The sequence below is a fragment of the Bacillus sp. FSL K6-1012 genome (assembly GCF_037964915.1).
In the GTDB taxonomy this organism is placed as follows: domain Bacteria; phylum Bacillota; class Bacilli; order Bacillales; family Bacillaceae; genus Bacillus; species Bacillus halotolerans.
In genome coordinates, this window is the sequence record NZ_CP150175.1 from 1,876,438 (window position 1) to 1,891,604 (window position 15,167).

The 15,167-nt window shown below is 46.0% G+C and carries 2 protein-coding genes (1 of these 2 running past the window's edge); both read left to right on the forward strand.

Annotated features, from left to right (window positions below; translation table 11 throughout):
• Positions 1-15,156, forward strand: coding sequence for an amino acid adenylation domain-containing protein (locus tag NSS75_RS09780; protein WP_339237263.1), 15,156 nt, complete (start codon positions 1-3; stop codon positions 15,154-15,156).
• Positions 15,140-15,167 carry the 5' end (the start) of a type I polyketide synthase gene (locus NSS75_RS09785; RefSeq protein WP_339237266.1) on the forward strand. The gene runs 13,712 nt beyond the window's last position, so 28 of the gene's 13,740 nt are visible here — the first part of the coding sequence; the start codon lies at positions 15,140-15,142; its stop codon lies beyond the right edge, outside the window. The genes NSS75_RS09780 and NSS75_RS09785 overlap by 17 nt, the downstream gene beginning before the upstream one ends.

Sequence of the window (15,167 nt, forward strand, 5' to 3'; positions counted from 1 at the left end):
ATGAGAAATGATGTGAATACCCGCGAATTATCTAATCCCTCTGTCAGCTATGGGGAGCCATTACATATATCCGAAGATCAACCGGCTACAATACCCGAGGTTTTATACAAAACTGCAGCGGAGCTTGGAGAAACAAAGGGGATCATTTATCTGCAGCCGGATGGAACTGAGATTCAGCAATCTTACGGCCGTTTATGGAAGGATGCGCTGCGTATTGTGAAGGGGCTCCGTCAATCTGGCCTGAGAGCAAAGGACAATGTGATCTTGCAGCTTGGTGACAATTCACAATTTATCCCTGCTTTCTGGGGCTGTGTTTCAACTGGAATTGTTCCGGCGCCTTTAGCTGTTGCCCCGACGTACACAGAGTCGAACAGCGGGACTCAAAAGCTGAAAGACGCATGGACACTTCTTGACAGGCCGCCGGTGATTACGAGTCGGGAATTGCTTCAGGAAATGATTGATTGGGCAAAAGAGCAAGAACTTGAAGGTTTTCGCGCCTTGGCTGTCGAGGATCTTTACTGTGATGAGATGGAAACCGACTGGCATCAAGCTCATCCTGAAGATTTGGCGCTTCTGCTGCTGACTTCAGGGAGTACGGGCACTCCCAAAGCAGTCATGCTCAATCACAAAAATATTTTAAGCATGGTGAAAGGCATTATTCAAATGCAAGGTTTTACAAGAGAGGATATCACGTTTAACTGGATGCCGTTTGATCATGTCGGAGGCATTGGGATGCTTCATTTGCGGGATGTCTATCTTGGCTGCCAAGAAATCAACGTCGCAAGTGAAACGATTTTGATGGAACCTCTAAAATGGCTTGATTGGATTGATCATTACCGTGCTTCTGTTACGTGGGCGCCGAATTTTGCTTTCGGACTTGTCACTGATTTTTCTGATGAAATGAAAAATCGAAATTGGGACCTGTCATCCATGCGCTATATGCTCAACGGCGGTGAAGCGATGGTCGCTAAAGTGGGGCGCAGAATGCTAGAGCTTTTAGAACCTCACGGATTGCCTGCTGATGCGATTCGCCCTGCATGGGGTATGTCCGAAACTTCATCCGGCGTGATTTTCTCTCGTGAGTTTACCCGTGCCGCAACAAGCGATGATGATGGTTTTGTGGAAATAGGCTCCCCGATTCCTGGATTCTCCATGAGGATTGTGGATGACCATAATGAATTGGTTGAGGAAGGCGAGATCGGCCGTTTTCAAGTCTCTGGCCTTTCTGTTACCAGCGGATATTATCGGCGCCCGGATTTGAATGAGAGTGTGTTTACGGAGGATGGCTGGTTTGAAACTGGCGATCTCGGTTTTTTGCGCAATGGGCGTCTAACCATTACGGGCCGTACGAAAGATGCGATTATTATTAATGGTGTCAATTACTACAGCCATGCGATTGAATCCGCGGTTGAAGAATTAGCGGAAATCGAAACTTCTTATACTGCCGCTTGTGCTGTCCGTGTGAATAACAATACAACGGATCAGCTGGCTATCTTCTTTGTTACTTCCGCCCAGATGAATGATGATGAAATCGTTCAGCTTCTTAGAGACATACAGTATCATGTCACGCAGACAATCGGTGTGACTCCCGAATTTTTGCTGCCGGTGCATAAAGAAGAGATTCCGAAAACAGCTATAGGAAAGATTCAGCGCACACAGCTGAAAACGGCATTTGAAAATGGGGAGTTCGACCACTTGCTTCACAAACCGAACCGTATAAACGGTGAGGGAGAGACACAAGAAGCAGATGATGCCAAAAGAATAAGAGAAGATATACAGGAATATCTGCTCAGTTGTTTTACTGATGAGCTTCATGTTTCCCGCAATTGGATTGAGCCCAACACCAATATCCAAAGCCTTGGTATTGACTCTATTAAGATGATGAAGCTTATTCGGGCGGTCGAGAAAAAATACCGCATCAGACTCACAGCCAGAGACTTATATAAGTATCCTGCAATCGAATCACTGGCCAACTATCTGTCTGAAAAAGAAGATTTGCGGAGCAGCCTGTCTGGTGACAAAGATAGCATTGACGCACCCCAATCGGTAGAGGCGGAAAAAAAGCAAGCAGCCTTTCAACCTCTTTCTGAAGTTCAAAAAGGTTTGTGGACATTGCAAAAAATGTCACCTGAAAATAGCGCGTATCACGTACCTCTCTGTTTTCGATTTACGTCAGCGCTTCACCTTGAAACTTTAAAGCAAGCTTTTCAACGTGTGCAGAAACAGCATCCGATATTAAAGCATGTGATTCAAGAAAAAGACGGAGTGCCTTGCCTCAAAAATGAGCCGGCGCTATCTCTTGATATCAAAACAGAAGACATTTCGGGTATGAAAGAGTCTGACACAACTGCTTATCTTAGAAAACAAGTAAAAGAACCGTATGTAAAGGAAAACAGCCCGTTAATGCGCGTCCGTGTTTTTTCCAGATCAGAAGAAGAGCACTTTTTGCTTGTGGTTATTCACCATATTATTTTTGATGGGATTTCTTCCCTGACGTTTATTCGCAGCCTTTTTGACAGCTATAAGCTTCTATTAGAAGGACAGGAGCCGAAAGAGTCTGTTTCACCGGCCGTTTATCATGATTTTGCCGCTTGGGAACAGAACATGCTTGCCGGTGAAGACGGCGAGAAACATCGTTCGTATTGGCGGAAACAGCTATCGGGCACATTGCCGAATCTTCAGCTGCCGGCTGTAAGCACCAGTACGTCCGTTTCAGAGTTTAAGGAAGACACATACGCTCGGCGGCTGCCCAGCAGTTTAATGGAGCGTGTCAGATCGTTTGCCAAAGAGCATTCTACAAATGTTTCAACGGTATTGCTGAGCTGCTATATGATGCTGTTAGGCCGTTATTGCGATCAGAAAGAACTGATCGTCGGCATGCCTGCGATGGTGAGACATGAAGAGCGATTTGATTCTTCTATTGGGCATTTTCTCAATATGCTGCCTATCCGGGGTGAACTGAAAGCGGCAGAAACTTTTTCTGAGTTCGTTTCGAGATTGCAATTCACAATCCTCGATGGACTGGATCATGCGGCTTATCCTTTTCCAAAAATGGTGCGGGATTTGAATATTTCTCGCCAGCAAGCAGGTTCACCTGTTTTTCAGACAGCTTTTTTCTATCAGAATTTTCTTCAAACTGGAAGTTATCAAAGTCTGTTAAGTAAATATAAGGATTCCTTTTCTGTTGATTTCGTTGAGAGTATTCATCAAGAGGGTGAATACGAATTGGTGTTTGAGCTATGGGAAGAAGAAGAAAAAATGGAGCTGAACATCAAATACAATACTGGGCTGTTTGATACCGCTGCTATTTCCGCTATGTTCGATCATTTTGTTTATTTAACAGAACAGGCTGTTGGGAGTCCTTCTCAGTCTTTAAAAGAGTATTCCTTATTAACTGACGAAGAGGAACAAATGATTCTCAGAACGTGGAACGCTACTGACAAGAATTATCCACATGCGTGTTTTCATGAGTTATTTGAGCAGCAGGCGAAAAAGACGCCTAATCGGGCGGCTGTCAGCTATAAAGGTGAAACATTGACGTATCGGGAGCTTGATGAAAAAAGCACACAGCTGGCCATATATTTGCAGGCGCATGGAGCGGGGCCGGATCGCTTGGCAGGTATCTATGTGGATCGATCGCTGGAAATGATTGTGGGTTTATTGGCGATTCTCAAGGCAGGAGGAGCATATGTGCCGTTAGACCCGTCTTATCCGGCTGAGCGATTGGAATACATGCTGAAGGACAGTGAAGTCTCCATTACACTGACTACTTCCGAATTGGCCAATACTTTAAGCTGGAATGGGGTTCAGACAGTTTTGTTAGATCAGGACTGGGATGATGTCACTCAAGCCGCTTTTGATCGACGTGTTCTTTCGCGCACCGTCAAGCCGGAAAACTTGGCTTATGTCATTTATACGTCCGGCAGCACAGGGAAGCCAAAAGGTGTCATGATTCCGCATAAAGCGTTGACAAACTTTCTCGTTTCCATGGGTGAGACGCCCGGTCTTTCATCAGCGGATAGCCTGCTTGCTGTGACAACCTACTGTTTTGATATAGCTGCTTTAGAGCTATATCTCCCTTTGATAAAGGGGGCGCAGTGCCATATTTGCCAAACTGAACATACAAAAGACGTTGAAAAACTGAAGCGCGACATACAAGATTTGAGACCGACAATCATGCAAGCAACACCTGCGACATGGAAAATGCTCTTTTATTCAGGCTGGAAAAATGAAGAGGGAGTCAAGATTCTATGCGGAGGCGAAGCCTTACCTGAAAAACTAAAGCGGCATTTTCTCAATACGGACAGCGAAGCCTGGAATATGTTCGGACCTACGGAAACAACAGTCTGGTCTGCGGTCCAGCGTGTGAATGAAGAAAGCTCTCACATCACGATAGGCCGGCCTATCGCAAATACCCGGATTTATATTACCGATTCGCAGCTTACGCCTGTCCCGGCTGGTGTCCCGGGAGAGCTTTGCATTGCGGGGGACGGAGTGGCAAAGGGCTATTACAAACAGGGTGAATTGACGAATGAAAGATTTATAGACAGCCCTTTTGAGCCTGGGTCAAAGCTTTATAGAACTGGTGACATGGCACGCTGGCTTCCGGGAGGCAGGATTGAATATATCGGCCGCATCGACAACCAGGTGAAAATACGCGGATTCCGCATTGAGCTTGGCGATATTGAAAGCCGGCTTAATGAACATCCGGCTATTCAGGAAAGCGTCATTCTGGCAGCTGAACAGGACGGAGACGAGAAGCTCGCTGCCTATTATACAGTGAAAGATGCAAATTTATCTCTATCATCAAGGGAGCTGCGGAATTATTTAAAAAACAGTTTACCAGCCTATATGGTGCCTTCTTATTTTACCCAGCTTGACCATATGCCGTTAACACCGAACGGCAAGATAGACAGAAACACTCTGAAGAAACAAAAAGTGACAGCGAAGCAGCCAAGGCAAGGGAATATTGCTTCTATGAAAATACAGGAAACTATGTTATCTATTTGGCAAGATGTACTGAACGTTTATGACATTGAGCAGGAAGACGGATTTTTCGATGTGGGAGGCGATTCGCTTCTCGCTGTTACGGCGGCCGAACGCATCAAGCATGAACTATCCTGTGAGTTTACTGTCACAGACTTGTTTGAATACTCAACGATCAAAGGCATCAGTAAATATATCACTGAACAGCAAATGGCGGATACTGGTTTCTCTTTGACTTTAGCATCAGCGGAAAAGTCAGATAAGCCTATTCACACTCAAAATGATACTGGTGATCTTCCGGATTATTATGAGGACAGTGTAGCGATTATTGGGATATCGTGTGAATTTCCAGGTGCGAAAAACCATGCTGAGTTTTGGGAGAACCTTAGAGACGGAAAGGAAAGTATTAAATTTTTCAGTACAGAAGAGCTTCGGAGTTTTGGTGTTTCAGAGGAACTGACTGAGAGCTCACGGTATGTCCCGGCTAAATCCTCGATTGAAGGGAAGGACGAGTTTGACCCTAGCTTCTTTCAAATATCACCTAAAGATGCTGAATTTATGGATCCGCAGCTGCGGATGCTCATGACTCACTCCTGGAAAGCGATAGAAGATGCCGGTTACGTGTCCAAACAGATTCCGGAAACGAGTGTTTATATGTCAGCAAGCAATAATTCATATCGCGCGCTCTTGCCAAAAGAAACAACGGAGAGCCTTGAAACGCCGGACGGTTATGTATCGTGGGTGCTTGCACAGAGCGGAACCATTCCGACGATGATTTCTCATAAGCTCGGATTGAAAGGGCCTAGCTATTTCGTTCATGCCAATTGTTCTTCTTCTTTAATCGGATTGCATTCCGCCTATCAAAGCCTGATGTCTGGTGAATCTAAGTATGCTTTGGTCGGCGGAGCGACATTGCACACCGAGTCAAATATCGGATATGTGCATCAGTCAGGTTTGAATTTTTCAAGCGATGGGCATATTAAGGCATTTGATGCCTCTGCCGACGGAATGATTGGCGGTGAGGGCGTTGCCGTTGTATTGCTGAAAAAAGCGGCGGATGCCGTAAAAGACGGTGACCACATCTATGCGTTGTTAAGAGGCATAGGTGTAAATAACGATGGAGCTGACAAAGTCGGCTTTTATGCTCCAAGTGTAAAAGGACAGGCGGACGTGATTCAAAAGGTCATGAATCAAACGAATATTCAGCCTGAATCCATCAGCTATGTGGAAGCGCACGGTACAGGTACGAAGCTTGGAGATCCAATCGAACTGTCAGCGTTGACGGCAGTTTACAGGCAGTATACAAATAAAAAACAATTTTGCGGAATCGGATCGGTCAAATCCAATATCGGACATGCTGATACGGCCGCCGGGCTGGCAGGCTGCATTAAGGTGGTGATGAGCCTTTACCATAATGAGCTTGCTCCTAGCATCAATTATAAGGATCCGAATCCAAATACAGACTTAGCTAATTCTCCTTTTTACGTCGTCGATCAAAAGAAAGCATTGAGTAATGAAATAAAAACGCACAGGGCTGCACTTAGTTCCTTCGGGCTTGGCGGGACAAACACTCATGCGATTTTCGAGCAATACAAAACAGTTTCTGCTGATCAGAAACAAACAGGGGCCTGCATCATTCCGATATCGGCAAAAAATAAAGAGCGGCTGCATGAGTATGTACATGGCATTTTGGTTCATTTGGAAAGAAGAGGGCTTGAAAGCGGCCGTCTGGCTGATTTTGCTTATACCCTTCAGGTCGGGCGAGAAGCAATGGAATATCGGGTTGCCTTTATCGCTGATCATGTGGATGAGTTAAAACAAAGGCTGGCTGATTTTATCAATGGATATTCACCAATAGAAGGCTGTTATCAAGGAGAGAAGCAGCAAGCCAAGGATGTTTCATGGCTGACAGAGGATGAAGACAGCGCGGAACTGATTGGAAAGTGGATCGCAAAAGGAAAAGTGAACAAGCTGGCGGAGATATGGAGTAAAGGAGCGCATATTGATTGGCTACAGCTTTACAAAGATGTGCGTCCAAACAGAATGAGTTTGCCGACATATCCTTTTGCAAAGGAACGATACTGGGCATCACAGGATGATCACAAGCTTTCGGGAAGAATGTCCGCTAAACAGACAGGCGTCAGTGCATTGCATCCGCTGCTTCATCAAAATACGTCAGACTTTTCTGAGCAGAGATTCAGTTCAGTTTTTACAGGTGAGGAATTCTTTCTGACAGATCATGTGGTGAGAGGGAAGCCAGTGCTCCCTGGGGTTGCCTACCTTGAAATGGCGCAAATGGCTGTAAACAAGGCGACAGGCAGCACGAACGAACAGGATGTCAGAATCAAATTGAATCACGCCGTTTGGGTTCAGCCTGTAGTGGTCGAGAGTCAGCCGGTTCATGTGCATATCAGTCTCTTTCCAGAAGAGGATGGAAAAATCACATATGACATTTACAGTACCGGAGAAGGGTCAGACTCAGCCATACACAGTCAAGGCAGTGCGGAACTGATAACTGCAGCAGAAAAGCCGGCTTGGGATCTTGCTGAATTACAGCGCCGCTGCAGCCGGAAGGAGCTTTCGCCTCACCAATTTTACGAGGAAGGCAGAAGCAGAGGAATGTTTCATGGTCCGGCATTCCAAGGAATTCAGAAAGTGAATATCGGAAACAGAGAGGTTTTGGCACGATTGCAGCTGCCAGCATCTGTTTCTGACACACAGGAACGTTTTGTGCTGCATCCAAGTATGATGGACTCCGCTGTTCAGGCTGCCACAATTTGTATCATGCAGGAATTTACTGAGCAAAAATTGATTTTGCCGTTTGCGCTTGAAGAACTTGAAGTGATCAAAGGATGTACGTCTGCGATGTGGGCATATGCCCGGTTAAGTGACGGTGATCACGGCGGGGATATGGTGCAGAAAGCGGATATCGATTTGTTTGACGAGACTGGGGACGTATGCGTAAGGATGAAGGGATTTTCAACAAGAGTGTTGGAAGGAGAAGTTCATTTGCCAAAACCTGCAGTTACACATGAGCGGTTAATGCTCGAGCCGATTTGGAATAAGCAGGATGAGGTGATCGCTAAAGAGGTGACATCTTACGGAGAGCATCTCGTTGTCTTCTGTGAAACCGAACGAAAGGTCAGCGACGGCATTGCATCCCGCATGCAGAATGTGCATGTCATTACTCTGAATGAAACTGAGGGGAATATCGCTGAACGTTTTCAAAGCTATATACAGCAGGTTTTTGAACTCATACAAAAGAAGATTCGCTCTAAAGCTAATCTGATCATTCAAGTGATTGTGCCGGGGAAAGGCGAGAAGCAATTGTTTGCGGGAATGTCCGGATTACTCAAAACAGCAGAATTGGAATACAGCAAACTTACAGCTCAGGTCATTGAGGTCGAGAATCCGGAAGAGATCATTGGCCTTCATCAAAAGCTGATAGACGACAGTCAGAGGCCTGATGACAAACAGATCAAATATGAAGCTGGTGACCGCTTTGTCAAAGGCTGGAGTGAAATAGCGCGTCCGGCAGCTGCTGAGCTTCATATGCCATGGAAGGATAATGGCGTTTACCTTATCACAGGTGGAGCGGGGAGCTTAGGTCTTTTGTTTGCAAAAGAAATTGCCAATCGAGCCGTTCATCCGGCCATCATTCTTACGGGACGCTCAGTCTTAAATGAGCATAAGGAGCAGGAGCTTGAGGCTCTCCGAAAGTTGGGTGCAGAGGTTATCTATAAACAGGCTGATGTTGGAGATCAAAAGGCGGTCTCATGGCTCATGGATGAAATCAAAGAGACGTACGGCCATCTCAATGGAATTCTTCACGGTGCAGGCATCATAAAAGATCACTTCATTGTGCACAAAACAAATAAAGAGTTTCAAGAAGTGTTACAGCCAAAAGTGAACGGTTTGTTTTATCTAGATGAATGCAGCAAAGATTGGCAGTTGGACTTTTTCATCTTGTTTTCTTCTGTGTCCGGATGTTTAGGAAACACTGGACAAGCAGACTATGCAGCAGCCAATACATTTATGGATGCATTTGCCGTGTACAGAAACGCGCTTGCCGTGTCTAAGAAGCGGAACGGCACAACCATTTCCTTCAACTGGCCGTTATGGAAAGAGGGCGGTATGCAAGTTGATGCTGAAATTGAAAAGAGTATGTTGAAAAACGCAGGAATGGTCCCGATGCAAAGTGATCACGGCATTAAAGCCCTTTATCAAGGAATCGCTTCAGAAAAGCCGCAAGTATTCGTGATGGAAGGTCAGCTTGCGAAAATGAAGCAAAAATTGCTCTCTTCCGGGTCTAAAATCAAACGGACGGATCATAAAAGCGCAGATAAACATAACAGCCAAACCCGTAAATTGGAACAGTCTTTCATCCAGATGGTCGGAGAGATTTTAAAAGTAAACACTGAAGATATTGATATCAATACAGAACTCAGCGAGTACGGATTCGATTCGGTTACGTTTACTGTATTTACAAACCGGATTAATGAAGTGTACCGATTGGAGTTAGCGCCGACCATTTTCTTCGAATATGGAAGCATACGAAGCCTGGCTGAATATGTAATGTCTGAGTATCAGGATGACTGGCTGCATCAAGATGCATCTGTCAGCGGAACTGATGAACCATCCAACTCTTTACCTGCTGCAGACAGCCTGCAAGCTTCATTGAGTCACATGGTCAGCGTCATTTTAAAAGTGAACGTTGATGATATCGATATCAATACAGAGCTGAGTGAGTATGGCTTTGATTCAGTTTCATTCACTGTATTTACGAATCAGATTAACGAAGCATATCAATTGGAATTGACGCCGACCATTTTCTTTGAATATGGAAGGATTCAAAGTTTGGCTGACTATCTGATAGATGAATACAAGGAGGCTTTTGCTGAGGAGAACGTAATATCATCGGTTCCTGAAAAAGATGAAGAAACAGCTCCTGCGGCTCCAAGCATGACAAAGAGGAGAAAACAGCGCTATAAACAGACTGTTATGCCAAAAGAGGAAAGAAACACAAATCAGACTGCCGATTATGAGCCGATCGCCATTGTCGGCATCAGCGGCCGATTCCCTGGAGCCAATGACATAGATGAATTCTGGAGAAATCTTGAGGAAGGCAAAGACAGTATCACGGAAGTCCCGAAAGACCGTTGGGATTGGCGGGAGCATTTTGGAAATCCTGACTCAGAAGCCAATAAGACTGACATCAAATGGGGCGGATTTATTGATGGTGTAGCAGAATTTGATCCGTTGTTTTTTGGGATATCACCCCGTGAAGCCCATTATGTAGATCCTCAACAGAGGCTGTTAATGGAATATGCATGGAAGGTGATAGAAGATGCCGGATGCTCGCCGCAGAGCCTTTCAGGTACAGGGACAGGCATCTTTATCGGCACAGGAAATACAGGATATAAAGATTTATTTAATAAAGAAAATCTCCCGATTGAAGGACATGCCGCAACAGGCCATATGATTCCTTCGGTCGGTCCGAATAGAATGAGTTATTTCTTAAATACCCATGGTCCAAGTGAACCGGTAGAAACGGCTTGTTCAAGCTCGCTAGTTGCGATTCACCGTGCTGTGACTGCAATGCAAAGCGGCGACTGTGAGATGGCAATCGCAGGAGGCGTGAACACGATATTAACCGAGGAGGCGCACATTAGCTACAGCAAAGCTGGCATGCTGAGCAAAGACGGTAGATGTAAAACATTCTCTGCTGATGCGAATGGTTATGTCAGAGGAGAAGGTGTCGGAATGATCATGCTGAAAAAGCTGGCAGATGCTGAGCGCGATGGGAATCATATTTACGGCGTCATTCGGGGTACGGCAGAAAATCACGGAGGAAGAGCCAATACTCTGACATCTCCTAATCCGAAAGCGCAAGCTGATTTGCTGGTGCGTGCATATCGCCGGGCGGGCATAGATCCGAGTACAGTCACATATATCGAAGCACACGGAACGGGGACTGAATTGGGAGATCCGATAGAAATAAACGGGCTGAAAGCCGCGTTTAAAGAACTGTCTAATAGGGATGAGCACACTCAGCCGGAAGTTCCGGATCATCGATGCGGGATCGGCTCAGTTAAAAGCAATATCGGCCATTTGGAGCTGGCAGCGGGTATTTCAGGCCTGATTAAGGTACTGCTGCAGATGAAGCATAAAACCTTGGCCAAAAGCCTGCATTGCGATACGCTCAATCCTTACTTGCAGCTTACTGACAGTCCATTTTACATTGTCCAAGAAAAAGAGGAATGGAAAGCTGTCAAAGACCGGAACGGAAACGAAATCCCGCGCCGGGCAGGAATAAGTTCTTTTGGGATTGGCGGAGTAAACGCCCATATTGTGATTGAAGAATACATTCCAAAAGCAGGTTCCCGACATGCGCTTACTGAACATCCGAACATTATTGTGCTGTCGGCTAAAAATAAACAAAGGCTAATGGATCGGGCTGCACAATTGCTGGGTGCCATTCGTGACAAAAAGTATACAGATCAAGATCTGCACCGTATCGCCTACACGCTTCAAGTCGGGCGGGAAGAAATGGATGAACGTATGGCTTGTATTGCGGGCACAATGCAGGAGCTTGAAGAAAAACTGCAAGCGTATGTTGACAGCAAGGAAGGGACTGAAGGGCTCTTCCGCGGACAGGCGAATCGAAACAAAGAAGCGTTAGCCATTTTTTCTGCTGATGAGGACTTGGCAATGGCTATTGAGGCTTGGATCAGAAAAAGGAAATACGCCAAGCTTGCGGATTTATGGGTCAAAGGTGTCGCGGTCAATTGGGCTAAACTATATGGTGAGGCAGCCAAACCGCGTCTGATGAGCCTTCCTTCATACCCGTTTGCGAAGGATTACTATTGGCTTCCGGCAGAGGAACGTCTTTCAGAACCGGACAACATAGAGTTCGTTGATCATAGTGAAAAGCGGACCTCATGTGTTTTGACAAAACAATGGAGCATAAGTCCGATTGCCACAAAAACGCCGGGGACAAGGGCTGTTGCGATTCTCAGCAATGAAGAGACGGCTGACTTGGCAGCTGAAGTATCAAAGCATTTCCCGAAACATCTTATATTAAATGTGAGCCGGATTGACAATGAACAGTTAAGTAATGATTGGAAACAGTTTGACGGCCTTGTGGATTTAATCGGTTGCGGCGGACACGAGGAAGAACAGCTACATTGGATTAGCTGGATTCAAAGGCTGGTTGAAGACGGGCATAAAGAGGGAATCATGCTGCTTTGTGTGACGAAAGGGCTGGAATCATTCCAAAACCCTTCCGTGCAGATGACAGGAGCCTCCCGTGCTGGCTTGTATCGTATGCTTCAAAGCGAATACAGCCAATTGAGATCAAGGCATATGGATGCGGAAGACTCTGTTCATCCTCATATTCTCGCGAAGCAGATCGCTGAGGAGTTTTATTCCGATACTGAGGAGACGGAGGTTTGCTACAGAGAGGGCTTGCGGTACCAGGCTTACTTAAAAGCGCATCCGGTAACCTGGAGAGGAATCGAAGATCGACAGACCTTCCCGGAAGAACATGTGCTTCTCATTACAGGCGGGACAAGAGGAATCGGACTATTAAGCGCCCGGCATTTTGCGGAACACTATGGAGTGAAAAAGCTGGTTTTGACAGGACGTGAGCAGCTTCCTCCGCGAGAAGAATGGGCTCATGCTGAGACATTAAATACCTCTGCGGCGCAGAAAATTCAAGCGGTACGGGAGCTGGAGGCACAAGGCATACAAGTTCAAATGCTGTCACTCTCTTTGTCTGATGAGACACAAGTACAGCAAGCCTTCCATGAAATCAATCAAACAATGGGGCCAATTGGCGGAGTCATTCATTGTGCAGGAATAACGGACATGGATACCTTGGCGTTTATCCGCAAAACATCTGATGATATACAGCAGGTACTGGAGCCGAAGGTGTCTGGGCTTACAACCCTTTATCGCTATGTAAGTCATGAGCCACTACAGTTTTTTGTATTATTTTCTTCTGTTTCGGCCATTATTCCGGCACTTTCGGCTGGACAAGCTGATTATGCCATGGCTAACAGCTATATGGATTATTTTGCAGAAGCACATAAGGAAAATGCGCCAATCTTCAGCATTCAGTGGCCGAATTGGAAAGAAACCGGTATGGGGGAAGTGACAAATCAAGCATATCGAGAAAGCGGCTTGCTGAGCATTACGAATTCAGAGGGCTTGCGTTTTCTGGATCAAATCTTATCTGGGACCTTGCAGCCGGTTGTCCTCCCTGCTATCACGAATCAGGAAAATTGGAAGCCAGACCGGCTGATGGAGCGGCGGATCCGGCAAGAATCTGGATTGAAAGAAGAAGCTTTGCTTGTATCACAACCTGAAAAAATCGGGAAAACCGCAGAGCCGGCTAAACATGAGCTGCTTTTAGATGAAACACGGACATGGCTTGTTGCTTTGTTTTCTGAAGAGCTGAGAATCGAACGCGAACACCTGGAAATTGATGATTTATTTCAGGATTATGGTGTAGATTCTATTATCTTGGCACAGCTGCTCCAGCGTATTAATCGAAAGTTAGACGCAGCGCTCGATCCATCTATTCTTTATGAATATCCAACAATTCAGCGCTTTGCTGATTGGCTTGTAGGATCTTATGCCGAATCCTTGACTGCTTTGTTTGGAGACAAGATAGCGGAAAATGCGGAAGCGTCTTCGGCAAATAGAACTGAGACAGTCACACCTCATCCTGCGGAGGATACTGCTTCTGTCAGCCGAAGACAGGTGCCGGTGTCCTCGTCACCGAGTTCTTATGCAGAGGATGATATCGCCGTTGTCGGATTATCTTGCCGCTTTCCGGGGGCGGATACACTGGAATCATATTGGTCGTTATTATCTGAGGGACGCTCGTCAATCGGACCGGTTCCGGCAGAGCGCTGGGGTTATCAGTCACCGTATTATGCCGGAGTCATTGATCACATCAGCCATTTCGATCCTGATTTCTTCCTGCTCCATGAAGAGGATGTAAAGGCGATGGACCCGCAAGCGTTATTGGTATTGGAAGAATGTTTGAAACTTTGGTATCACGCCGGATATACACCAGATGAAATAAAGGGTGAATCCATCGGTGTCTATCTTGGAGGCAGAAGCCAGCACAAGCCTGATGAAGAGAGTCTTCTTCATGCGAAGAATCCTATCGTGACAGTCGGCCAGAATTATGTAGCGGCTAATATTTCACAATTTTTTGATGTCCGCGGCCCGAGTGTTGTGTTAGATACAGCATGTTCATCAGCTTTAGTCGGCATGAACATGGCTATTCAGGCCTTACACAGCGGGGATATGAAAGCTGCTGTAGTGGGCGGTGTCAGCTTGCTTGGTTCAGACGCCTCTCACCGGCTGTTTGAGCAGCGCGGCATTTTAAGTAAGCGTTCATCCTTCCATGTGTTTGATGAGCGTGCTGATGGCGTTGTTTTAGGTGAGGGTGTCGGAATGGTTCTGTTAAAAACGGTAAAACAGGCCATACAAGACGGAGATACCATTTATGCTGTGGTCAAAGCGGCCTCGGTCAATAATGACGGAAGAACCGCAGGGCCTGCAACACCTAATTTGGAGGCGCAAAAGGAAGTCATGAAGGCTGCGCTTGCCAAAAGCGGAAAACAGCCAGAGGACATCAGCTATCTTGAAGCAAACGGATCAGGTTCAATGGTAACCGATCTGCTTGAGCTTAAAGCGATTCAATCCGTGTACCGTTCAGGGAACGCAAATCCTCTTTCGCTCGGATCAATCAAGCCGAATATCGGACATCCGCTTTGTGCTGAAGGAATCGCAAGTTTTATCAAGGTTGTTCTGATGATGAAAGAGCGCAGTGTTGTTCCATTTTTATCAGGTGATAAAGAGATGCCACATTTCGATAAGCAGAAAGCGAATCTCACGTTCAGCCGATCGCTGGAAAAATGGACAGAACCGCTGCCTGCTGCGGCCATTAACTGCTTTGCCGATGGGGGGACAAACGCCCATGTCATTTTAGAGGCGTGGGACGAAGATAAAAAACGTGTGATTAAGCGTAGTCCAATATCGCCTCCTGAATTAAAGAAACGGGTGTTTTCGGCTGGCGCGTCAAAGCCGGAAGAGGAGACCTTAAAAATGGACACAGCAAACATATGGGATTCTTATGAAGTGGAGGTATAACGTGAAAAATA